The organism is Pantoea sp. X-Soil-TKNS-1211, from assembly GCF_059730495.1.
Genome location: NZ_AP035953.1, coordinates 168,641 through 190,299 on the forward strand (window position 1 = coordinate 168,641; position 21,659 = coordinate 190,299).

Annotated in this window: 17 protein-coding genes; 12 read left to right on the forward strand and 5 right to left on the reverse strand. The window is 54.0% G+C overall.

The features are described 5' to 3' along the window. The first annotated feature begins 72 nt into the window (after positions 1 to 72). Positions 73 to 1,359 (forward strand): dicarboxylate/amino acid:cation symporter, encoded by a 1,287-nt coding sequence (locus tag AC6I8W_RS00730; RefSeq protein ID WP_480367060.1) that lies wholly within the window; start codon positions 73 to 75, stop codon positions 1,357 to 1,359. 244 nt (positions 1,360 to 1,603) lie between these two features. Further along, positions 1,604 to 3,112, forward strand: a complete 1,509-nt coding sequence (locus tag AC6I8W_RS00735) for a M16 family metallopeptidase (protein ID WP_497836581.1) — start codon at positions 1,604 to 1,606, stop codon at positions 3,110 to 3,112. Positions 3,113 to 3,115: 3 nt separating this feature from the next. On the opposite strand, the gene AC6I8W_RS00740 is transcribed toward AC6I8W_RS00735, so the two are convergent. Beyond that, the gene (locus tag AC6I8W_RS00740; RefSeq protein WP_497836582.1) at positions 3,116 to 3,988 is read right to left on the reverse strand and encodes an alpha/beta hydrolase; all 873 of its coding nucleotides are present in this window, start codon (positions 3,986 to 3,988) and stop codon (positions 3,116 to 3,118) included. Positions 3,989 to 4,344: 356 nt separating this feature from the next. Then, on the reverse strand, positions 4,345 to 5,277 hold the full coding sequence (gene kdgK, locus AC6I8W_RS00745; protein ID WP_497836583.1) for a 2-dehydro-3-deoxygluconokinase: 933 nt from the start codon (positions 5,275 to 5,277) through the stop codon (positions 4,345 to 4,347). Positions 5,278 to 5,524: 247 nt separating this feature from the next. Between kdgK and pdeH the strand changes: the two genes are divergently transcribed. Both pdeH and AC6I8W_RS00755 read left to right on the forward strand, forming a co-directional pair. Continuing rightward, complete coding sequence (gene pdeH, locus AC6I8W_RS00750; protein ID WP_497836584.1) at positions 5,525 to 6,298, forward strand: cyclic-guanylate-specific phosphodiesterase; 774 nt, start codon at positions 5,525 to 5,527, stop codon at positions 6,296 to 6,298. 62 nt (positions 6,299 to 6,360) lie between these two features. After that, positions 6,361 to 8,421: an AsmA family protein gene (locus tag AC6I8W_RS00755; RefSeq protein ID WP_497836585.1), complete on the forward strand. Its 2,061-nt coding sequence runs from the start codon at positions 6,361 to 6,363 to the stop codon at positions 8,419 to 8,421. Here AC6I8W_RS00755 and ppiC read toward each other — a convergent pair whose 3' ends face one another. Beyond that, the gene (gene ppiC / locus AC6I8W_RS00760) at positions 8,422 to 8,703 is read right to left on the reverse strand and encodes a peptidylprolyl isomerase PpiC (protein ID WP_013507331.1); all 282 of its coding nucleotides are present in this window, start codon (positions 8,701 to 8,703) and stop codon (positions 8,422 to 8,424) included. It lies immediately after the preceding gene. 80 nt (positions 8,704 to 8,783) lie between these two features. Here ppiC and rep point away from each other — a divergent pair, with 80 nt between their 5' ends. Next, positions 8,784 to 10,805, forward strand: coding sequence for a DNA helicase Rep (gene rep, locus AC6I8W_RS00765; RefSeq protein ID WP_497836586.1), 2,022 nt, complete (start codon positions 8,784 to 8,786; stop codon positions 10,803 to 10,805). A gap of 30 nt (positions 10,806 to 10,835) precedes the next feature. Further along, positions 10,836 to 11,960 (forward strand): hypothetical protein, encoded by a 1,125-nt coding sequence (locus tag AC6I8W_RS00770; RefSeq protein ID WP_497836587.1) that lies wholly within the window; start codon positions 10,836 to 10,838, stop codon positions 11,958 to 11,960. 27 nt (positions 11,961 to 11,987) lie between these two features. Here the strand turns inward: AC6I8W_RS00770 and gppA are convergent, their stop codons facing one another. Together gppA and rhlB are read right to left on the reverse strand one after the other, a co-directional pair. Continuing rightward, the gene (gppA, locus tag AC6I8W_RS00775) at positions 11,988 to 13,472 is read right to left on the reverse strand and encodes a guanosine-5'-triphosphate,3'-diphosphate diphosphatase (protein WP_497838081.1); all 1,485 of its coding nucleotides are present in this window, start codon (positions 13,470 to 13,472) and stop codon (positions 11,988 to 11,990) included. A 7-nt stretch (positions 13,473 to 13,479) separates the two neighbouring features. After that, complete coding sequence (gene rhlB, locus AC6I8W_RS00780) at positions 13,480 to 14,775, reverse strand: ATP-dependent RNA helicase RhlB (protein ID WP_497836588.1); 1,296 nt, start codon at positions 14,773 to 14,775, stop codon at positions 13,480 to 13,482. Positions 14,776 to 14,891: 116 nt separating this feature from the next. Between rhlB and trxA the strand changes: the two genes are divergently transcribed. From trxA to wecC, 6 genes are all read left to right on the forward strand, one after another. Next, the gene (gene trxA, locus AC6I8W_RS00785; protein WP_480367083.1) at positions 14,892 to 15,224 is read left to right on the forward strand and encodes a thioredoxin TrxA; all 333 of its coding nucleotides are present in this window, start codon (positions 14,892 to 14,894) and stop codon (positions 15,222 to 15,224) included. Positions 15,225 to 15,571: 347 nt separating this feature from the next. Then, on the forward strand, positions 15,572 to 16,831 hold the full coding sequence (gene rho, locus AC6I8W_RS00790; RefSeq protein WP_480367086.1) for a transcription termination factor Rho: 1,260 nt from the start codon (positions 15,572 to 15,574) through the stop codon (positions 16,829 to 16,831). A 275-nt stretch (positions 16,832 to 17,106) separates the two neighbouring features. After that, the gene (gene wecA, locus AC6I8W_RS00795) at positions 17,107 to 18,183 is read left to right on the forward strand and encodes a UDP-N-acetylglucosamine--undecaprenyl-phosphate N-acetylglucosaminephosphotransferase (protein ID WP_497836589.1); all 1,077 of its coding nucleotides are present in this window, start codon (positions 17,107 to 17,109) and stop codon (positions 18,181 to 18,183) included. A gap of 28 nt (positions 18,184 to 18,211) precedes the next feature. Then, a complete protein-coding gene (wzzE, locus tag AC6I8W_RS00800; protein ID WP_497836590.1) occupies positions 18,212 to 19,261 on the forward strand; it encodes an ECA polysaccharide chain length modulation protein in 1,050 nt (349 codons plus the stop codon). A gap of 10 nt (positions 19,262 to 19,271) precedes the next feature. Further along, positions 19,272 to 20,396 carry a non-hydrolyzing UDP-N-acetylglucosamine 2-epimerase gene (gene wecB, locus AC6I8W_RS00805; RefSeq protein WP_497836591.1) on the forward strand — a complete coding sequence of 375 codons (1,125 nt, stop codon included), beginning with the start codon at positions 19,272 to 19,274 and terminating at the stop codon, positions 20,394 to 20,396. A 2-nt stretch (positions 20,397 to 20,398) separates the two neighbouring features. Then, the gene (gene wecC, locus AC6I8W_RS00810) at positions 20,399 to 21,658 is read left to right on the forward strand and encodes a UDP-N-acetyl-D-mannosamine dehydrogenase (RefSeq protein ID WP_497836592.1); all 1,260 of its coding nucleotides are present in this window, start codon (positions 20,399 to 20,401) and stop codon (positions 21,656 to 21,658) included. Position 21,659: the final 1 nt, after the last annotated feature.

Sequence of the window (21,659 nt, forward strand, 5' to 3'; positions counted from 1 at the left end):
GAATCGCGCTGCTACATGACACCATTACATTAGATAAATGACGGTGAAATCCGTCTTCACTGGACACCTGTTATGAAAACTTCGCTGTTGAAAAGCCTCTACTTTCAGGTGCTGGTTGCCATTGGCATCGGCGTTCTGTTAGGCCATTTCTATCCTGAGTTAGGCGCGCAGATGAAGCCGCTCGGCGATGGTTTTGTTAAGTTGATCAAGATGATCATCGCCCCCGTGATTTTCTGTACGGTGGTGACCGGTATTGCCGGCATGGAGAGCATGAAAGCAGTTGGGCGGACTGGCGCAGTGGCGCTGCTCTATTTCGAAGTTGTCAGCACCATCGCGCTGATTATTGGCCTGATTGTGGTCAACGTGATTCAGCCGGGGGCGGGTATGAACATTGACCCAGCCACCCTGGATGCGAAAGCGGTTGCGATGTATGCACAACAGGCGGAACAGCAAGGCGTGATTGCCTTCCTGCTGGACGTGATCCCCAATAGCGTGATCGGTGCCTTTGCCAGCGGCAACATTTTGCAGGTGCTGCTGTTCGCGATTCTGTTTGGGTTTGCGCTGCATCGTCTGGGTGACAAAGGCACGCTGATTTTCAACGTGATTGAGAGTTTCTCGAAAGTCATCTTTGGCATCATCAATATGATTATGCGTCTGGCCCCGATTGGCGCATTCGGTGCGATGGCGTTCACCATTGGTAAATACGGTGTCGGCTCGCTGGTACAACTCGGCCAGTTGATTATCTGCTTCTACATCACCTGTATCCTGTTTGTGGTGGTGGTGCTTGGGCTGATTGCCCGTGTGGCGGGCTTCAACATCTTTAAATTTGTGGCGTATATCAAAGAAGAGCTGCTGATCGTGCTGGGGACGTCTTCTTCGGAATCTGCGCTGCCGCGTATGCTGGACAAGATGGAACGGCTTGGGTGTAAGAAGTCGGTAGTGGGTCTGGTGATCCCGACCGGTTACTCCTTTAACCTTGATGGCACCTCCATTTATCTGACGATGGCCGCCGTGTTTATTGCGCAGGCAACCAATGCACATATGGACGTTATCCATCAGATCACCTTGTTGGTGGTGCTGTTGCTGTCGTCGAAAGGTGCGGCAGGTGTGACCGGTAGTGGCTTTATCGTGCTGGCGGCGACTCTGTCTGCGGTGGGGCATCTGCCGGTAGCCGGTCTGGCGCTGATTCTGGGTATTGACCGCTTTATGTCCGAAGCGCGTGCACTGACTAACCTGGTCGGTAACGGCGTGGCGACCGTCGTGGTGGCGAAGTGGGTCGGACAGCTGGACGAGCGTCAGCTGAATGAGACGCTTTCTTCAGCGAAAAAGGCGAAAAACGCACCGGAATCTTCGTTGTAAAGCGACAATTGCGTTAATTTTCCGGGAAATGCCCGCTGCGACTTGCCCTCGCAGCGGGCATTTGCATAATAAACCCCATTGATTTTTTTCCCGGTTTTTCACCTCGTTGCGCGACATCCCGACCAAGTTGTGGTCAAAGAGTCAGATGAAGAATAAACGTGGCGGCAAACTGCCGCATCGGTCAGGCTCTGAACGACCGAACGCGCCGTGATAACGAGTGTTGATCTGTTTGATAGGGGTTCACATGCAGGGCACCAGAATTCGGCTTTTGGTTGGCGGATTGCTGTTGGCAGCATCCGGTTTTGGCGCGCAGGCCGAAACACTCCAGCCCGATCCCGCCTGGCAGGAAGGTAAACTGGACAATGGTTTTAGCTGGCAGCTGCTGACGACGCCACAGCGTCCCAGTGACCGTATAGAGCTGCGCCTGATCGTTAACACCGGGTCACTGGTGGAGAGTGCGCAGCAAACCGGCTTCAGCCATTTGTTACCACGCCTGGCGTTGGTACATAACACCGCGCTTGATACCAATCAGCAACGCGCCTTGTGGCAACAGGCGATGGATCCTCATCGTCCACTGCCACCTGCCATATCGTCGTACGATTTCACCCAATACAATCTGAGCCTGCCGAATAATCGCCCGGAGCTGCTGAAAGAAGCGCTGAACTGGCTGTCGGCGACCGCAGGCAAGATGACGCTGAATGAACAGGTGGTGACCACCGCACTCGGCGTGTCCGACCCCATCGCCACCTGGCCGCCCAATACCCAGGATGTGTGGTGGCGCTATCGCATGAAAGGCTCGACACTGCTGGCACACGATCCCGGTGAGCAACCGCGTGCACCGGTCGATATCGCCCAACTCAAAAGTTTCTACCAGCAGTGGTACACGCCAGATGCCATGACGCTCTACGTGGTCGGTAATGTTGACAGCCGCAGCCTGGCGGAGCAGATCAACAAAGCCTTCGCGCCGTTACAAGGTAAACGGGCCTCACCGGCGGCGATGCCGACGCTGTCGCCGTTACCGCATCAACCGGTGAACCTGGTGAATGGTGCGATGAATCAGGATCGCCTGTCGCTGGTGTGGGACAGTCCGTGGCAGCCAATTCGCGATTCGCAGAACCTTGAGCGTTACTGGCAGAGCGACCTGGCGCGTGAAGCCTTGTTCTGGCATGTACAGCGCGCATTGGCCGATAGCAAAGCGCAGAGTGTGCAGGTGGGCTTCGACTGTCGCGTGTTGTATCAGCGCGCCCAGTGCGCCATCAATATGGATAGCCCTAATGCGTCGCTGCCCCAGAACATGAATCTGGTGGCGAAAGAGCTGGCGGCGGTGCGTGATAAAGGGTTGCCGCAGGATGAGTTTGATGCGCTGATGGCGCAGAAGTTGCTGGAGCTGAACAAGTTGTTCGCCACTTACGCGCGTACCGACACCGATATTTTGATGGGACAACGTATACGTTCACAACAAAATGCGGTGGTGGATATCGCCCCGGAGCAGTATCAAAAGCTGCGTCAGGCATTTCTCGCGAGTTTGACGCGTGATCAGCTCAATCAGGAGTTGCGTCAGCAATTGTCCCAGGAACTGACGATGGTGCTGATCCAGCCGGAAGGTGAGGCGGAAACTAATGTGAAGATGTTGCAGGAAGGCTGGGACAAGGTGATGGCACCGCCCGAGACACCTGCTACGCCAGCCAGCCCGGATGATGTTAAAAACGATGGCAACGCCAGCAGCAATGAGCTGGCCCCACCATCGTCTTAAGCCTCAGGTTTTTGCCCGCAGCCATTCGGTCACCAGCATCGGCCAACTGGCTAAGGGCAAATCCGCCACGCCACGGATGCCAAATCCGTGGCCGCCTTTCTGATAAAAGTGAATTTCTGCAGGTACGCTGTGTTCACGCAGCGCGCTAAAGAACACCATGCTGTTATTGATTGATACCGTTTCATCGTCTGCCGCGTGAATCAGCAGCGTCGGTGGCGTTTGGCTATGTACCCGTGTTTCCAGCGAATAAGCATCAATGGTTTTTTGATCCGGCCAGGCACCCAGCAGCCGGGTACGAGCGCTCTCCAGCGCCAGTCCGTCGCGCATGCTGATCAGCGGATAAATTAGCACCATCGCGTCTGGTCGTGGTGAGAGGCTGTCGGCCTGATCCTGCACCGGATAGATTTTCTCCGTGAAACGCGTTCCGAGGCTGGCGGCAACGTGGCCGCCGGCGGAGAAACCCATCATCACGATATATTTGCCGTTCATACCGCGTTGCGCCCGGTCGCGCAGTACTCGCACTGCGCGCTGCGCATCAGCCAGCGGTGCATCCGGGCCTTCGTGATGGCCGTCATAGGGCAGACGGTAGGTCATCACCGCCAGCGTATAGCCCATCGACGTGAAGAATGTCGCCAATGCGCTGCCTTCGCGATCGATCAATACCCGTTGATAACCGCCGCCCGGTGCGACCAGCAACGTAATACCGTTGGAAGTTTCGGGATGCCAGATAGCCATCTCCGGGCAGCGTACACCGGTGGCAGCACGATCATAGGGTTCATACTCTTTGGCGAGGTCGACAATCTGCGGCTGTGCGCGTGAGTCGCTGGCGCCCGGTGCATCGCCGTGCGGCCAGATATTAATAATTTCTGTGTGCATAAATCGGTCCTGAGCGAATCATGTTGTCGTTTTTGTGGTCGCGGCCGGATCAACAGCGTCCTGCTGTTATTGATTAAAACATGGTCTTTTTTCCAGCGATCGTCCAGCCGAAAACCGTTAATTCAGACAGATTCGGACTATGCCTGGCGCAGTGTTTTGTTGTTATAAAACATTGAATTTAAAATTAAATATTAAGCATGGTTAAAGCAGTCAGACGTTTTTTGGCATGGAAATGGATCTCCGCAGGTGTCAGGGGAAACTGCCGGGATTACCTGCTGCCTTAAGGTAAATTTATGGGGGTTGTTTGTAAGCCAGGATGATGATTGATACGCCCTGACCGGCAGGGCGTAGAAGGATTACTGTGGCATCGCGCTGAGAGGAATGATCGCGCCGCGATGTTGAATCACGGTGCTGGCGGTGAGGTGACCACGTGCTGCGGCAGCGTCCGGTGCGGCATCTTGTAAACGCAATGCCAGATAGCCTGCGCTAAAGGAATCTCCGGCGGCGGTGGTATCAATCACTTTTTCTTTTGCCAGCTTGATGGCGGGAACATCGTATAGTGGCGACTCGCCTACGGCGACTAAACAGGATTCGGCACCACGCTTGATCACGATCTCCTGCACGCCTGCTGCCCGAGTGCGGGCAAGCACGGTTTCCAGCGGTTGTTCACCCCAGAGCAGATGCTCATCATCCAGCGTCAGGAAGGCGATATCGGTATGTTGCAGCATAGCGGCATACGCTTGTTGCGCACTGGCTTTATCGGCCCACAGTCGTGGTCGATAGTTATTATCAAAAATCACTTTGCCCCCGTTCTGGCGACAGGTGCTAAGCAGATTCATTAGCTTCTCGCGACTGGCGGCGGGTAAAATCGCGAGGCTGATACCGCTGAGATAGAGATAATCGTAGTGGGCCAGCTGTTGGCAGATGGCATCGGATTGCGGGCTATCGAGCCAGTAGCGCGCAGCGGCATCGCTACGCCAGTACCAGAAGGTACGCTCGCCGTGTTCATCGGTTTCGATGAAGTACAGGCCCGGCATTTTGTTGTCGAGTCGTTGGATCAATGCCGTCTGTACCTGTTCTTGTTGCCAGGCGGCAATCATCTGGTCACTGAAGCTGTCGGTGCCGAGGGCGGTCACGTAATCCACGCGCAGCTGATCAGTGTCAGACTGACGCGCCAGATATACCGCGGTGTTCAGCGTGTCGCCGCCGAAACCGCGTTTGATGTTCTCACCTTTTTCGGACAGCTCAATCATGCATTCGCCAATGATGGCGATTTTTTTCTGCGTCATGGTCTTCGGCCTGTAGTGAATTCTGCCCCTAGTCTCGCGTCTGGTATGGCAGTCGTCAATGTTTTTCAAAACGGTGTTTTAATTCCACTTAAGGTGTGAAACTGTGAGTTTAAGAGTAATTTAGCCGCGAAATTGTTGCTTGTTTTACCGATTAAGCGCGACACGCACTGATACACTCAATAGCTCGTGTGGCTGCTCAGGATGATGATGCTATTTGCAGGCACTCACCACCTACCAGGAAAAAACCATGGTGATGAAGAATTTTAGTCATCGACTGCCTTCTTCAATTGAACTGGAGCAACAACAGGAAACGCGTCTCTTCTGGCAGCAGTGCCAACGATTCTATACTTTCCAGCCGATCTACCAGGTCTCGGGCCACTTACTGGCTATTGAATTACTGACTGCGGTGACACATCCGTCCGCACCAGAAAAAAGGCTGTCGCCGGAAATCTATTTTGACGCGCTCGAGATTCCACAGCGTCTCGACGTGGTGCAGGAGCAGCTGGAGCTGCTGATGCAGTGGTCGGCCCTTTTTAGTCAACGTCAGCTGGTGGCTTCGGTCAATATTGATGGCCCGACGCTGTTGGCGATCCAGCAACATCCACAGATCCGTAACCTGATAGCTCAACTGCCGTGGGTACGTTTTGAACTCACCGAACATCATGTGTTGCCACAGGAAGAGATGATCGCGCAGATGCCGGAATTGGGGCCGCTATGGCTGGATGATTTTGGTTCCGGCATGGCAAATTTCTCCGCCCTGACCGAGCTGCGTTATGACTACATCAAACTGTCGCGTGAACTGTTTATTTTGCTGCGTTCGACCGATGAAGGTCGCACCCTGTTTTCTATGCTGCTGTCCCTGATCAACCGTTATTGCAACGGGGTGATCGTGGAAGGCGTGGAAACCGAGGAAGAGTGGCAGCAGGTACGCAGCTCGCCCGCCCTTGCCGCACAAGGTTATTTCTTCTCCCGCCCGGTTCCGTTTAGCGAACTGGAAAACATGGCACTGGCGCTTCCCTGATACCGTTCCTCAACGTCTCGACTATCTTTAAATGAGACGTGGAAGGACAAGGAGGAAGCAGCATGTCACGAACAGGAAAAGTCCTGAGTTGGGTCATCGGGATTTTTTTGTTGCTGGTTGTGGTGATCATGGTCGTGATCGCGACGTTTGACTGGAATCGCCTGAAACCAACCATCAACCAGAAAGTCTCGGCAGAACTGAATCGGCCGTTCGCCATTCGCGGCGATCTCGGCGTGGCCTGGGTGCGTAATCGTGAAGAACCCGGCTGGCGTAGTTGGGTGCCCTGGCCGCAGGTGCATGCCGACGATATTATGCTGGGCAATCCGCCCACCATCCCCGATGTCACTATGGTGCATTTGCAGCGTGTTGAAGCGACCTTAGCGCCACTGGCGTTGCTACATAAGCAGGTTTATCTGCCGTGGATCAAACTCCAGCGCCCCGATGCGCGGCTGGTACAGACCGCAGATAAACACAACAACTGGACCTTCGACCTTGCCAGCAACACCAACGATGAGGCCAATGCCGCTCCTTCAGCCTGGTCGTTCCGTCTCGATAATATCCTGTTCGATGAAGGGCAGGTGCGCTATCGCGATGCCATCAACAAAGCAGATGTTAGCGTCACCATCAATCCGCTGGGTAAACCCGTGCCCTATACGCAGGTGGCTGGAGGGGATGATCAACAGCAGGGGGCAGGTGACTTTGTCTTCGGCTGGCAGGCGAGCGGCACTTATAACAATCAGCGTTTGGACGGGGAAGGTAAAATTGGTGGCATGCTGTCACTGCGCAGCCAGACCACACCGTTCCCGCTACAGGTTGATGTGCGTAATGGCACCACGCGGGTACGTGTTGAGGGAACATTGCAGGACCCACTTAATCTCGGAGGGCTGGATGTACGTTTGCGCTTCTCCGGTGACACCCTGGCGAATCTGTACGGTTTGACCGGCGTGCTTTTACCGGATACGCCGCCCTATGAAACAGACGGGCATCTGATGGCGCGTTTTAATGACGACAAAGGCGCGCTGTTCCGTTACGAAAAATTCAATGGTCATATTGGCGACAGCGACATTCATGGCTCGCTGGTTTACCGTCAGGGCAAACCGCGTCCGACCCTGACCGGCGATCTCTCGTCGAATCAGCTGCGCATGGCCGATTTAGGGCCGTTGATTGGCGTCAACTCAGGTAAGGGCAGTGAGAAAACGCAGCAGGCAAAAGCGCAGCGTGGCGAAGCCTCGACGCAACCTGCCGATCGTGTTCTGCCGCACGACAAATTCGATACCAAAAGCTGGGACGTGATGGATGCGGATGTGAAGTTTAGCGGCAAGCGCATCGAACACAGCAATTCGCTACCGTTAAGCGATCTTTATACCCATTTGCAGCTTAATAACGGTGATCTACGCCTGGATCCGCTGCGTTTTGGCATGGCCGGTGGGACGCTGAATTCGAGCATCCATCTGGAAGGAAACCGCAGCCCAATGCGTGGCCGTGCCGATTTACATGTACGCAAACTGAAACTGCGGCAGCTGTTCCCTGACGTGCAAGCGATGCAGAAAAGCCTCGGCCAGTTGAATGGCGATGCCACGTTGAGCGGCACCGGTAATTCGGTGGCGGATTTGCTGGCCACCAGCGATGGCGAGTTGAAGCTGTTGATGAACGATGGGTTGATCAGCCGTAGCCTGATGGAGATCGCTGGGCTGAACGTTGGTAACTATGTAGTGGGGAAATTGTTTGGTGATGACGAGGTCCGTATCAACTGTGCGGCCACCGATCTCAACATTCGCAATGGGCTGGCGACACCGAGCTTGTTTGTGTTCGATACCGAGAACGCGGTAATCAATGTGTCAGGCAGCGCCAACTTTGCGAATGAGCGGCTTGATTTGACCATCGATCCGGAAAGCAAAGGTATCCGTATCATTACGCTGCGCTCGCCATTGTATGTACGCGGCACGTTCAAAAATCCGGATGCCGGAGTAAAAGCCGGGCCACTGATTGCGCGTGGTGCCGCAGCCGTCGCGTTGGGCACGGTGCTTGCACCTGCTGCCGCGCTGCTGGCATTGGTTTCACCAAGTGATGCCGACAGCAATCAATGCAGCAACGTGTTGCAGCAGATGAAGCAGAAGAAATGATCAGTTACGCCAGAGTACCTTGATGATGTGGTAGCCAAAGGCGGTTTTCACCGGTCCATAGGGTTGCAGCAACGGGCAGCTGAAGACCGCCTTGTCGAAGGCCGGGACCATCTGACCTTTACGAAACTCACCTAAATCTCCGCCGTTACGCCCGGAAGGACAGGTAGAGTGTTTTTTTGCCAGCTGCTGGAAGTTCGCGCCTTTCTCCAGCTGGGCCAGCAGCGCTTTTGCTTTTGCTTCATCCTTCACCAGGATGTGTAAAGCCGCCGCAGTTTTCGCCATGATTCGGTCCTGTTGTGTATAATCTCGCGCATTATAGCCGCTACATGTGCAATTTTGATCCTGATGAGTGAAATCCCGTTATGCGTTTAAACCCCGGCCAACAACGTGCTGTCGAATTTGTCACCGGTCCCTGTCTGGTGCTGGCCGGTGCTGGCTCGGGTAAAACCCGTGTGATTACCAATAAAATCGCCCATCTGATCCGCGACTGCGGTTATCAGGCGCGTCATATTGCCGCAGTGACCTTCACCAACAAAGCCTCACGTGAGATGAAAGAACGTGTAGCGCAGACGCTGGGGCGCAAAGAGGCGCGTGGCCTGATGATTTCTACCTTCCACACCCTGGGGCTGGAGATTATCAAGCGCGAATATGCTGCATTAGGGATGAAATCGACCTTTTCCCTGTTCGACGATCAGGATCAGCTGGCGTTGCTGAAAGACCTGACCAAACAGTGGCTGGAAGAGGACAAGACCCAGTTGCAGCAACTGATTTCGACCATTTCCAACTGGAAGAACGACCTGGTCGATCCGCAAGCGGCGGCGGGGCTAGCGAAATCTCAGCGTGACCAGATTTTTGCCCATTGCTACCAGCTGTATGATCAACACCTGAAAGCCTGCAACGTGCTGGATTTCGACGATTTGATCCTGTTACCGACGTTGCTGCTGAAACGCAATCAGGAAGTGCGGGAGCGCTGGCAGCAGCGCATTCGTTATCTGTTAGTGGATGAATATCAGGACACCAACACCAGCCAGTACGAGCTGGTGAAACTGCTGGTGGGCGCACGAGCGCGTTTTACCGTGGTGGGTGATGATGACCAGTCGATCTACTCCTGGCGCGGTGCGCGGCCGCAAAACCTGGTGCTGCTGAAGGAAGATTTTCCGACGCTGGAAGTGGTCAAGCTGGAGCAGAATTATCGTTCGTCGCAGCGCATTCTGAAAGCCGCCAACATCCTGATCGCCAACAATCCGCACGTCTTTGAGAAACGACTGTTTTCTGAGCTGGGTATCGGTAGCGAGTTGAAGGTGTTGATGGCGAATAATGAAGACCACGAAGCGGAGCGCGTGGCCGGTGAGTTGATTGCCCATCACTTTATCAACAAGACACGGTACAAGGACTACGCCATTCTCTATCGCGGCAACCACCAGTCGCGCGTGTTTGAGAAGCTGCTGATGCAGAACCGGATTCCGTATCGTATCTCGGGGGGTACCTCGTTTTTCTCTCGCCCGGAGATCAAAGATTTGCTGGCGTACCTGCGTGTGCTCACCAACCCGGCAGATGACAGCGCTTTCCTGCGGATTGTAAATACGCCACGTCGTGAGATTGGTCCCGCCACACTGCAAAAATTGGGTGAATGGGCTACGATGCGTAACAAGAGTTTGTTTAACGCCAGTTTCGATATGGGGCTAGGGCAAACTCTGACCGGGCGCGGACTGGAGCATCTGCAACGCTTTACCGGCTGGCTGAATGAGATCATTCAACTGGCTGAACGCGAACCGATCAACGCGGTACGTGATCTGATTCGCGGCATCGACTATGAAAGCTGGCTATTCGAAACCTCACCCAGCCCGAAAGCCGCTGAAATGCGTATGAAAAACGTCAATATGTTGTTCCAGTGGATGACGGAAATGCTCGAAGGGAGCGAGCTGGATGAGCCGATGACGCTGGCGCAGGTGGTCACCCGTTTCACGCTGCGCGATATGATGGAGCGCGGCGAGAGCGACGAGGATGTTGATCAGGTACAGCTGATGACGTTGCACGCTTCGAAAGGACTGGAGTTTCCCTATGTGTATCTGGTGGGCATGGAAGAGGGGCTTCTGCCGCACCAGAGCAGCATTGATGAAAACAATATCGAGGAGGAGCGCCGTCTGGCGTATGTGGGGATTACCCGTGCGCAGAAGGAGCTAACCTTTACGTTGTGCCGCGAACGCCGCCAGTATGGCGAGTTGGTGCGACCGGAGCCGAGTCGCTTTCTGCTGGAGCTACCGCAGGATGATATGGCGTGGGAGCGCGAGAAGAAAGTGGTGAGCGCCGAAGAACGGATGAAAACGGGGCAGACTCGCGTCGCCGGTTTAAGGGCGATGCTGGAGAATGCGAAAGGGAAGTAGATAAATTAGGAGGATAAATATATGGACAGGATGAGTCCGTCAGCCATAACCCCGGTTCAGGGAGTCCAGCAGCAGAGAGGGACTGAACGCAAATCCGGCGGTGTTATTCGCTGGATAAGAAATACTTTTCAGGGAATGTCCTCGCAACCTGTGACTGCGGTGACACCTCCGCCCCCGCCGCTGAAAATTACCCCGGAGATGAAACGTACTGAACTCCAGCTTCTTTTTGGCGGGCATGTCTTATCCAGTTGGAGTATTTTTGAAAAGTTTGAATCTATCGCGCAGAGTGGGACAGAACCTGAAGAGGTTATTCCTTATGGTACGATGGCAGACTTATCCTTTGTGAAAGCTTTACATAAAGAATTCAGAAATACCTTATTAAATTCACATGCGTCATATAAAAGCTTTCAGTCAATGTATACCAATCTTTTTATGCCCTTAAAAGATTTTGATGCGCCTGCCTTATTCTCCAGCGAAATAGAGCGGATACTGGGAGAGCTTAATAAACTTGGCGAGCCTGGCGAAGAGGGTTCGCTATACTATTGTCATTACGTAGAAAAGAAACAAAAGCTCTATCGGGAATATGTTGAGGCTGAAGGGATTTATTTTAACAATAACTCACAGTTACCTCAGAAAAAACAGCAGAGCTATGAATATCACAAAGTGGATCCAGTGAGGGATACCAGACCGCCTGCAACAGGGGTCTGTTTGGGTGCTGTAGCAAAAGCATTAAATCTAATGCGCAATGATCTGATTACATTGAATAAAGAAGTTAATTGCTTGCTGTTAACACAACCGAGTAACGATGCAGGCAAAGAGAAAGTCTATGAGAAGTTGAAAGATGTTGAAGCCGTATTGTGGAAAATAGGCAGTTATTTTAACTCGGTGTTGAAACATGCGTTGATTAAATTAAACCTTAACACTAACGCTTATTTGAATAAGGTTGTTGATTATGGAGATCATGCGCGAATCTATAGCGATTATGGTGTCAGGATTGAAATCCCCTGCCTGATTACGGAATACAAAATAACTGCTGAAGGAAAGGATTATACGCTAATTAACCTGCTGAAAGAGGCTAAGGTTGCTGATAGCCTTATCAAAAGCATGCATGAAACAAATGCGGCAATCAAAGAGATGTTTCTGATAAAATCATAGTGGCGCGATTTATCGCGCCACGGCAAATCAGGAAATCGTCAGCAGCCAGTGCACATAAGACTGAAAATGGCTCTCCTGCTCCAGCAACTCCGCCCTTAACGGATGCGCCTGCAACCAGCCTGGGGGCAGCGTCAGATGCAGCGCATCATCATCCGCCTGCAAACGAACGGCCGGTAAGGTGTCATCGCGACGACGGCTGGAGAAGATAATCGCCAGGCGCAGCAGACGACACAGACGTTCCGCCAGACGCGGTGGCACCGCATTCTGTTGGGTCAGTAACGCCAGATCGATGCTGCCGCTCTGGTTCTGCAACAGGCAGGCCAGCAGTTTTTTCTGGGCGGGGGTAAATCCGGGAAGGTCGAGGTGGCGAATCAGGTAAGCGGCGTGCTGTGAAGCCTGGCGAAAATCAACGCTCAGGCCAATTTCGTGGATCGAACAGGCGCTAAGCAGCAGATCGCGACATCGATGATCCAGCTTCCAGGCCGGGCTGACCTGGCGGAAAAAACTCTCAGCCAGTTGGCGTACGCGTTCGGCCTGATCAACATCGATGGTGAAACGACGCTGCACGTTTTGCAGGGTGCGGCTGCGAATATCGCGATCAATCGGTTGATGCAGCATGCCATACACCAGCCCTTCGCGCAGTGCGCCACCGGCCAGCGTCATGCTTTCAATATTCAGCTCCTGGAAGATAGCGATCAGGATCGACAGGCCACTGGGGAATACCAGCGCACGCTCCAGCGTTAACCCTTCAATCTCCAGCTCCTCCAGCTTGCCACACTGAATGGCGCGCTGCTTTAGCTGTTGCAGTTTGCTGAGGGTGATACGTTCATCCATCCCCTGCGCCACCATAATTTCCTGTAGCGCCTGCACGGTGCCCGAAGCACCCACACAAATCTGCCAACCTTTTTCCCGCAGTGCCGCCGTGACCGGACGAATCATCTCACGTGCGGCCAGTTCAGCCTGGGCAAAGTTCTCTTTCGCCAGATGGCGATCGCTGAAGTAACGCTCCAGCCAGGTAACACAGCCCATCGACAGACTAAACAACGCCGTCGCATGCGAACCCTCGCCGGTTACCAGTTCGGTGCTGCCGCCGCCGATATCCACCACCAAACGCTGATCGGAGCCGCCCGTGGTATGTGCGACACCCTGATAAATCAGGCGGGCTTCTTCTTCGCCACTGATGACGTTGACCGGACAGCCGAGAATATGTTCAGCGGTGGTGAGAAAGTCTTGGGCGTTGGTGGCGAGACGCAGCGTGGCCGTGGCGACCACGCGAATCTGCTCCGGAGGAATGTCCTGGAGCTGTTCGGAGAAAAGTTTCAGGCACTGCCAGCCGCGCTGCATCGCTTCCGTCGAGAGCTGGCTCTCTTTGTCCAGACCCGCCGCCAGCCGCACTTTGCGTTTTATGCGCGCGACCGTCTGAATGCTGCCAGAGACTTCGCGCACCACCAACATATGAAAACTGTTGGAACCCAGATCAATCGCAGCATAAAGGGACGATGCGCTTAGCATGGTGTGCTTAACCCGAACGTTTACGGTTGTTGTTGCGCGGTGCGCCACTACGACGGTTGGCATTGTTGCCACCACGACGCGGGCCATTACCTGAGCGGTTACGGGTCAAACGTTTCGGCGGTGGCAGGTCACTCAGCAACGCTTCGCTGTTGTATTTGCTCACCGGAATACCGTGGCCGATATACTCTTCAATGGCAGGCAGATTCAGCGCGTACTCTTCACAGGCGAGGCTGATGGAGTGACCGCTGGCGCCCGCGCGGCCAGTACGACCAATACGGTGCACGTAATCTTCACGATCGTCGGGCAGGTCGTAGTTGAACACATGGGTTACCGCAGGAATGTGCAGACCACGTGCGGCGACATCGGTTGCCACCAGAATATCGACATCACCTTTGGTGAAATCGTCGAGAATACGCAGACGTTTTTTCTGTGCCACATCACCGGTCAACAGCCCGACGCGATGACCATCAGCTGCCAGATGGCCCCAGATGTCTTCACAACGGTGTTTGGTGTTGGCGAAGACGATGGCGCGATCCGGCCACTCTTCTTCCAACAGGGTTTGCAGCAGGCGCATCTTCTCTTCGTTCGAAGGATAGAAGAGTTCTTCTTTGATGCGATGGCCCGTTTTCTGCTCGGGTTCCACTTCCACGTACTCAGCGTTGTTCATATGTTCGAACGCCAGTTCACGCACACGGTACGAAAGGGTCGCGGAGAACAGCATGCTCAGACGCTGCGTTGCCGGAGGAATACGGCGGAATACCCAGCGAATGTCTTTGATAAAGCCAAGGTCGAACATGCGGTCAGCTTCATCCAGTACCACCACCTGAATGGCACCCAGGTTGATATGGTTCTGTTTGGCGTAATCGATCAGGCGGCCAGTGGTGCCGACCAGGATATCCACGCCCTGTTCCAGTACTTTCAGCTGTTTATCGTAGCCGTCGCCGCCATAGGCCAGACCCAGCTTCAGGCCGGTGGCTTGTGCCAGCGGTTCTGCATCAGCGTGGATCTGTACCGCCAGCTCACGCGTGGGGGCCATGATTAAGGCGCGTGGCTGATTCACCTGACGGTCTTCAGCCGCAGGATGTTTAAGAAGATGATGAAACGTTGACGTCAGGAACGCCATCGTTTTGCCAGTACCGGTTTGCGCCTGACCCGCGACGTCACGCCCTGAAAGCGTAAGAGGCAACGCGAGCGCCTGAATCGGCGTGCAGTTATGAAAGCCTTTCTTTTCAAGGGCTTCCACTACCTGAGGGTGCAGGGCGAAGTCGGAAAACTTCTGTTCTGTTAAGTGTGTTTTGCTCATAGTGTGGTAGAATATCAGCTTACTATCGCTTTACGAAAGCGTATCCGATGAAATAAAGTCAACCTACGTTGGTAAATATTACGCCAATTCGCCAGGCATAATCTTTGGAGTAAAACATGAGCAGCGATAAAATCGTTCACCTGACCGATGACAGTTTCGACACCGATGTGCTGAAAGCGGCCGGTGTGACACTGGTAGATTTCTGGGCTGAATGGTGTGGTCCTTGCAAAATGATCGCACCGATTCTTGATGAAGTCGCAGAAGAGTACGACGGCAAGCTCACCATCGCCAAGCTGAACATTGACGACAACCCGGGCACCGCGCCGAAGTATGGCATTCGCGGCATTCCGACCCTGCTGCTGTTTAAGAACGGCGAGGTGGCGGCGACCAAAGTTGGCGCACTGTCAAAAGGCCAGTTGAAAGAGTTCCTGAACGCTAACCTGGGCTAAGTCCGGCGCGGTGTTTCGTCCGCAGTGGCGAATTTTTTCTCCACTGCTGGACGTCTCCCTTTTTGCGTGATAAGTTGTCGATACTGCATTACGCTCTTACCTTGTAGTTTGCATCTAAAAGATTTCCCTTGTCAGACCCTATTCGCATTGAACGTTTTCGTGGTTTGGCAATCTGACGGCTAGTACCCCTGGCAACATTATCGACCGTCTCCTCGCATTCTATCGCCATCCCTGACGATATCCGTCGAGCAGAGTCGAAAAAGAGCCATTAAACAGGCATGGAATATTCGCCATACCATTCACGACAAACATTTCGAGAATTACCCCGAGTTTAAGAACCCATCACTATGAATCTTACCGAATTAAAGAATACGCCGGTTTCTGAGCTGATTACTCTCGGCGAAAATATGGGTCTGGAAAACCAGGCGCGCTTGCGCAAGCAGGATATTATTTTTGCCATTCTGAAGCAGCACGCGAAGAGTGGCGAAGACATCTTCGGTGATGGTGTGCTGGAGATACTGCAGGATGGATTTGGTTTCCTCCGTTCCGCAGACAGCTCCTACCTCGCCGGTCCCGACGACATCTACGTTTCTCCCAGCCAAATTCGCCGCTTCAACCTCCGCACCGGTGACACCATTTCCGGCAAAATCCGTCCGCCGAAAGAAGGTGAGCGTTACTTTGCCCTGTTGAAGGTGAATGAAGTTAACTACGACAAGCCGGAAAACGCTCGTAGTAAGATTCTGTTCGAAAACCTCACGCCGCTGCACGCGAACAGTCGTTTGCGTATGGAGCGGGGTAATGGCTCTACTGAAGACCTGACGGCACGTGTGCTGGATCTGGCTTCACCCATTGGTCGTGGTCAGCGTGGTTTGATCGTGGCACCGCCGAAAGCCGGTAAAACCATGCTGTTGCAGAACATTGCACAGAGCATTGCCTACAATCACCCTGATTGCGTGCTGATGGTGCTGTTGATCGACGAACGTCCGGAAGAAGTGACCGAGATGCAGCGCCTGGTCAAAGGTGAAGTTATTGCATCCACCTTCGACGAACCGGCTTCCCGTCACGTACAGGTTGCGGAAATGGTGATCGAGAAGGCCAAGCGCCTGGTCGAGCACAAAAAAGACGTGATCATCCTGCTCGACTCCATCACCCGTCTGGCGCGCGCCTACAACACCGTGGTTCCGGCCTCCGGTAAAGTGTTGACCGGTGGTGTGGACGCCAACGCCCTGCATCGTCCAAAGCGTTTCTTCGGTGCGGCGCGTAACGTCGAAGAGGGCGGCAGCCTGACCATCATCGCTACCGCGCTGGTTGATACCGGTTCGAAGATGGATGAAGTGATCTACGAAGAATTTAAAGGTACTGGCAACATGGAGCTGCACCTTTCCCGTAAAATCGCGGAGAAACGTGTGTTCCCGGCAGTGGACTACAACCGTTCCAGTACCCGTAAAGAAGAGTTGCTTACTTCATCGGAAGAGTTGCAGAAGATGTGGATCCTGCGCAAAATCATCCATCCGATGGGTGAAATTGACGCGATGGAATTCCTCATCAACAAACTGGCGATGACCAAAACCAACGACGAATTCTTCGACATGATGAAGCGTTCCTGACGCTTCAGGTGCGGAAAGTCTCTCAGCTGCTCTTTTCGCACAAATTGCCAGGATTTATCGCTAACGCCACGTCTTAACGTGGCGTTTTTCATTTTCGGGCATTAGGATTATGCGAGCCGGGAGTATTTATAATGACTGTGGCGGAAGTGCTGGATTTTTAACCAATCGCGCACCTCTGGAGCAGAATTAGGACTAGGGATGAACGGCAAAGGCAAAAAAATTGCCTATTGTTGTCCACGATTTTAGCTGAGAGCGTTAATGTGAATTTACTCACTATGAGTACTGAGCTTGGTATAGTTTTTCTGTTTTCCTTAGCGTTCCTGTTTTTTGCTCGCAAAGTGGCTAAAAAAATCGGACTGGTTGACACGCCAAACTCCAGAAAACGCCATCATGGGGCTATCCCGCTCGTCGGGGGGATTTCCGTCTATGCGGGGATCTGCTTCGCGTTTCTCATTTCTAATTATTATCTCCCTCATGCTTTGCTGTATCTCGGCTGTGCCGGACTGCTGGTGCTGGTTGGTGCACTGGACGATCGCTTCGATATTAGTGTGAAAATTCGTGCTGCCGTGCAGGCCATTGTTGCGGTAGTGATGATGGCTGGGGCCAAACTCTACTTGCTCAGCCTCGGGTTTATTATTGGTCCGGTCGAGCTGATCGTGGGGCCATTTGGCTACGTGCTGACACTGTTTGCCGTCTGGGCGGCAATTAACGCCTTCAATATGGTGGATGGGATTGATGGCCTGCTGGGTGGGCTGTCGTGCGTCACTTTTGGTGCAATGGGGATCATTCTTTACTTCGATGGGCAAACCAGCCTGTCGATGTGGTGCTTTGCCATGATTGCCGCCACCATTCCCTATATCTTACTCAACCTCGGTTTCCTCGGGCGACGCTACAAAGTGTTTATGGGGGACGCGGGCAGCACCATGATTGGTTTCACCATCATCTGGATTTTGCTGGAAACCACTCAGGGATTGAGTCACCCGATTACGCCAGTCACCGCGCTGTGGCTGATTGCCATTCCTTTGATGGATATGGTTGCCATCATGTATCGCCGTCTGCGTAAAGGGATGAGTCCGTTTTCTGCCGATCGCCAGCATATCCACCATCTGATTATGCGCGCAGGCTTCACCTCACGGCAGGCGTTCCTGCTGATTACGGTGGCGGCGGCGATCCTCGCGGGTATCGGGGTATTGGGCGAATATCTGGCCTTTATCCCGGAGTGGGTGATGCTGTTGTTGTTTTTGGTGGCGTTTTTATTCTATGGCTATTGCCTGAAGCACGCCTGGCGCGTAGCGCGCAAAGTTCGCCGTATCAAACGTCGCTGGCAAAGTGCTGGCGATGAGAAAAAATAAGTCAGTACCCAGAAAAGGATCCCTTGTTATGACCTCTGGAGTTGTGGAGAACGAACTGGATATTCGCGGCCTGTGCTGCACGTTATGGCGTGGCAGACGCTGGATTATTGGTCTGGCGCTGCTTTTTGCGTTGCTGGCATGGCTGGCATCTATGCTGATGAAACAGGTATGGAGCACCACCGCGATCACAGATCGACCCACGGTTAATATGCTGGAGGATTACTTTATCCAGCAGCAATTTATCAATAACCTTGATGTGCGTAACAACACCCTGAATCTGAGCACTCCCACCCCGACGGTCATGGATGAAGTCTATCAGGAGTTCACCATGCAGCTGGCCTCATGGGATACGCGACGGGATTTCTGGTCACAGACGGATTACTATAAAAGCCGTAAAAGCGGTAACGCCCACAACGATGCGGCGTTACTCGACGATCTCATCAACAATATTCAGTTCATGCCTGCTGACCCGGCGCACAACACCCTGAACAGCATCAAGCTGATGGCCGAAAGTGCCAGTGATGCCAATAATCTGCTGCGTCAGTACATCGCTTATGCCAGTGAGCGGGCTGCGCGTCATCTCAATACGGAATTAAAAGGCGCATGGCAGGCGCGAGCTGAACAGTTACAGGCGCAGGTGAAACGCCAGGAAGACGTCGCTCAGGCGGTATTCGCTCGTCAGCGTCAGCGTATCGAACAGGCGCTGAGGATCGCCAGCCAGCAGGGTATCAAAGAGAACCGCGCTCCGGTGACGGGCGAAACGCTGCCGGACAGCGATCGCTTTCTGTTGGGGCAGCAAATGCTACAGGCTCAGCTCGATACCTTGCAGGCCAGCGGACCGGCTTACGATTTAAGCTATGATCAAAACAGAGCGATGTTGAGTACATTGCAGGCCGGGCCACGTGTGGATAAACAGTTCCAGACCTACCGCTATCTGCGTACACCCGAAGAACCGGTGAAGCGTGATAGCCCACGTCGGCTGTTTATGATGATCATGTGGGGCGTCATCGGCGCGCTGGTGGGTGCGGGGGTTGCATTGGTGCGCCGTCCGCGCCCGATGTCACCAACGAGTCATTGAGAGAAGCCGCGTGAAAGTTCTGACCGTATTTGGTACTCGTCCTGAGGCGATCAAAATGGCTCCGTTGGTGCAGGCGCTGGCCCAGGATGCTGCTTTTGAATCGCGCCTGTGCGTCACTGCCCAACATCGTGAAATGCTCGATCAGGTGCTGCGTCTGTTCAATCTGCAACCTGACTATGATCTCAATATCATGCGTCCGGAGCAGGGGTTAACAGAAATCACCTGTCGCATTTTGCAGGGTATGAAAACCGTGCTGGCCGATTTCCGTCCTGATGTGGTGTTGGTGCATGGCGACACCACCACTACGCTGGCTGCCAGCCTGGCGGCGTTTTATCATCAAATCCCGGTCGGGCACGTGGAAGCGGGCCTGCGCACCGGAAACCTGATGTCGCCATGGCCGGAAGAGGCGAACCGGACCCTGACTGGGCATCTGGCAAGTTATCACTTCACGCCGACACAAACTTCTCGTGAGAATTTGTTGCGCGAAAATCTGCCGGAATCACGTATTTTCGTCACCGGCAACACGGTGATTGATGCGTTGTTGTGGGTGCGCGATCGCGTACTGGACGATGCTGATCTTAATGCCCGGCTGACGGCGCATTATCCGTTTCTTGATCCAGAGAAAAAGCTGGTTCTGGTTACGGGTCATCGGCGAGAGAGTTTTGGCGACGGTTTTGAGCGCATTTGCAGCGCGCTGGCACAGATTGCCCGCCAGCATCCACAGGCACAAATCGTCTACCCGGTGCACCTCAATCCTAATGTCAGCGAGCCGGTAAACCGCATCCTGAGCGGCATTGATAACATCGTGTTGATTGAGCCACAGGAGTATCTGCCGTTTGTCTGGTTGATGAATCGCGCCTGGCTGATCCTCACCGATTCCGGCGGTATCCAGGAAGAGGCGCCGTCGCTCGGCAAACCGGTGCTGGTGATGCGCGACACCACCGAACGTCCGGAGGCGGTTGCTGCTGGCACCGTCAGGCTGGTGGGTACTGATGTGGATAAAATTGTGGCGGAAGTCAGCCTACTGCTGAATAACGATGAAGTCTGGCAAACGATGAGCCATGCGCACAACCCTTATGGCGACGGCCAGTCCTGCGCGCGTATTTTGCAGGTCCTTAAAAATTACAGAGCATAACCATGAGTTTTCAAACCATTTCCGTTATTGGACTGGGTTACATTGGGCTGCCGACGGCAGCCGTTTTTGCTTCTCGGGAAATTAGCGTTGTGGGCGTTGATATCAACGCTCATGCAGTCGACACCATTAATCGCGGCGAGATCCATATTGTGGAGCCGGACCTCGATGAGGTGGTGCGCGAGGCCGTGCGTAGCGGTTATCTGCGTGCCACGACTCAGGTTGAAACGGCCGATGCCTTTCTGATCGCGGTGCCCACGCCTTTTATCGGCGATCACCAGCCGGATCTCAGCTATGTACAGGCTGCAGCGTCCTCCATCGCCCCGGTACTAAAAGCGGGCGATTTAGTGATTCTCGAATCCACCTCCCCGGTCGGGGCAACCGAACAGCTGGCTGACTGGCTGGCGGCCGCGCGCCCGGACCTGCGTTTTCCGCAGCACGGTGATGGCGTGGATATCGCTATCGCCTACTGCCCGGAGCGTGTGTTGCCCGGTAAAGTGATGGTGGAACTGATTGAAAACGACCGCGTGATCGGTGGCATGACGCCCGCCTGTTCCGCGCGCGCCAGCGAGTTATACCGTATCTTCCTGCGCGGTGCATGTGTGGAGACCCATGCACGCACGGCGGAGATGTGCAAACTGACGGAAAACAGCTTCCGTGACGTCAATATCGCGTTCGCCAATGAACTGTCGCTGATTTGTGCCGAACAGGGGATTAATGTCTGGGAACTGATTGCATTGGCGAATCGCCACCCACGCGTCAATATCCTGCAACCCGGTCCGGGTGTCGGTGGTCACTGCATCGCTGTCGATCCCTGGTTTATCGTGGCGCAAAACCCGCAGCAGGCACGCCTGATTCGTACCGCACGGGAAGTTAACGATGCCAAACCGCATTGGGTGCTGGATCAGGTCAAACAGGCGTTAGCCGAGTGTCTGACCGCCAGCGGTAAACGCGCCAGCGAGGCGACCATTGCCTGTTTTGGCCTGGCGTTTAAACCTAATATCGATGACCTGCGCGAAAGCCCGGCGATGATGGTGTCAGAGTTGATCGCTGACTGGCACAGTGGTACCACCTGGGTGGTGGAGCCGCATATCGACACCATCCCTGGGCGCCTGGCAAATAAAGCCACGCTGGTGACCACCGCCGAAGCATTGCAACAGGCGGATATCCTGGTGATGCTGGTGGATCACACGCCGTTCCGTGCTATTGATGCCGATCAGGTCACGCAGTCGTGGATCGTCGATACCAAAGGGGTTTGGCGATGAA

Coding starts and splice junctions, on each gene's coding strand:
- AC6I8W_RS00735 (WP_497836581.1), top strand. CDS start 1,604: ATGCAGGGCACCAGAATTCGGCTTTTGGTTGGCGGATTGCTGTTGGCA.
- AC6I8W_RS00755 (WP_497836585.1), top strand. CDS start 6,361: ATGTCACGAACAGGAAAAGTCCTGAGTTGGGTCATCGGGATTTTTTTG.
- pdeH (WP_497836584.1), top strand. CDS start 5,525: ATGGTGATGAAGAATTTTAGTCATCGACTGCCTTCTTCAATTGAACTG.
- rep (WP_497836586.1), top strand. CDS start 8,784: ATGCGTTTAAACCCCGGCCAACAACGTGCTGTCGAATTTGTCACCGGT.
- kdgK (WP_497836583.1), bottom strand. CDS start 5,277: ATGACGCAGAAAAAAATCGCCATCATTGGCGAATGCATGATTGAGCTG.
- trxA (WP_480367083.1), top strand. CDS start 14,892: ATGAGCAGCGATAAAATCGTTCACCTGACCGATGACAGTTTCGACACC.
- rhlB (WP_497836588.1), bottom strand. CDS start 14,775: ATGAGCAAAACACACTTAACAGAACAGAAGTTTTCCGACTTCGCCCTG.
- wzzE (WP_497836590.1), top strand. CDS start 18,212: ATGACCTCTGGAGTTGTGGAGAACGAACTGGATATTCGCGGCCTGTGC.
- AC6I8W_RS00740 (WP_497836582.1), bottom strand. CDS start 3,988: ATGCACACAGAAATTATTAATATCTGGCCGCACGGCGATGCACCGGGC.
- wecC (WP_497836592.1), top strand. CDS start 20,399: ATGAGTTTTCAAACCATTTCCGTTATTGGACTGGGTTACATTGGGCTG.
- gppA (WP_497838081.1), bottom strand. CDS start 13,472: ATGCTAAGCGCATCGTCCCTTTATGCTGCGATTGATCTGGGTTCCAAC.
- ppiC (WP_013507331.1), bottom strand. CDS start 8,703: ATGGCGAAAACTGCGGCGGCTTTACACATCCTGGTGAAGGATGAAGCA.
- AC6I8W_RS00770 (WP_497836587.1), top strand. CDS start 10,836: ATGAGTCCGTCAGCCATAACCCCGGTTCAGGGAGTCCAGCAGCAGAGA.
- rho (WP_480367086.1), top strand. CDS start 15,572: ATGAATCTTACCGAATTAAAGAATACGCCGGTTTCTGAGCTGATTACT.
- AC6I8W_RS00730 (WP_480367060.1), top strand. CDS start 73: ATGAAAACTTCGCTGTTGAAAAGCCTCTACTTTCAGGTGCTGGTTGCC.
- wecA (WP_497836589.1), top strand. CDS start 17,107: ATGAGTACTGAGCTTGGTATAGTTTTTCTGTTTTCCTTAGCGTTCCTG.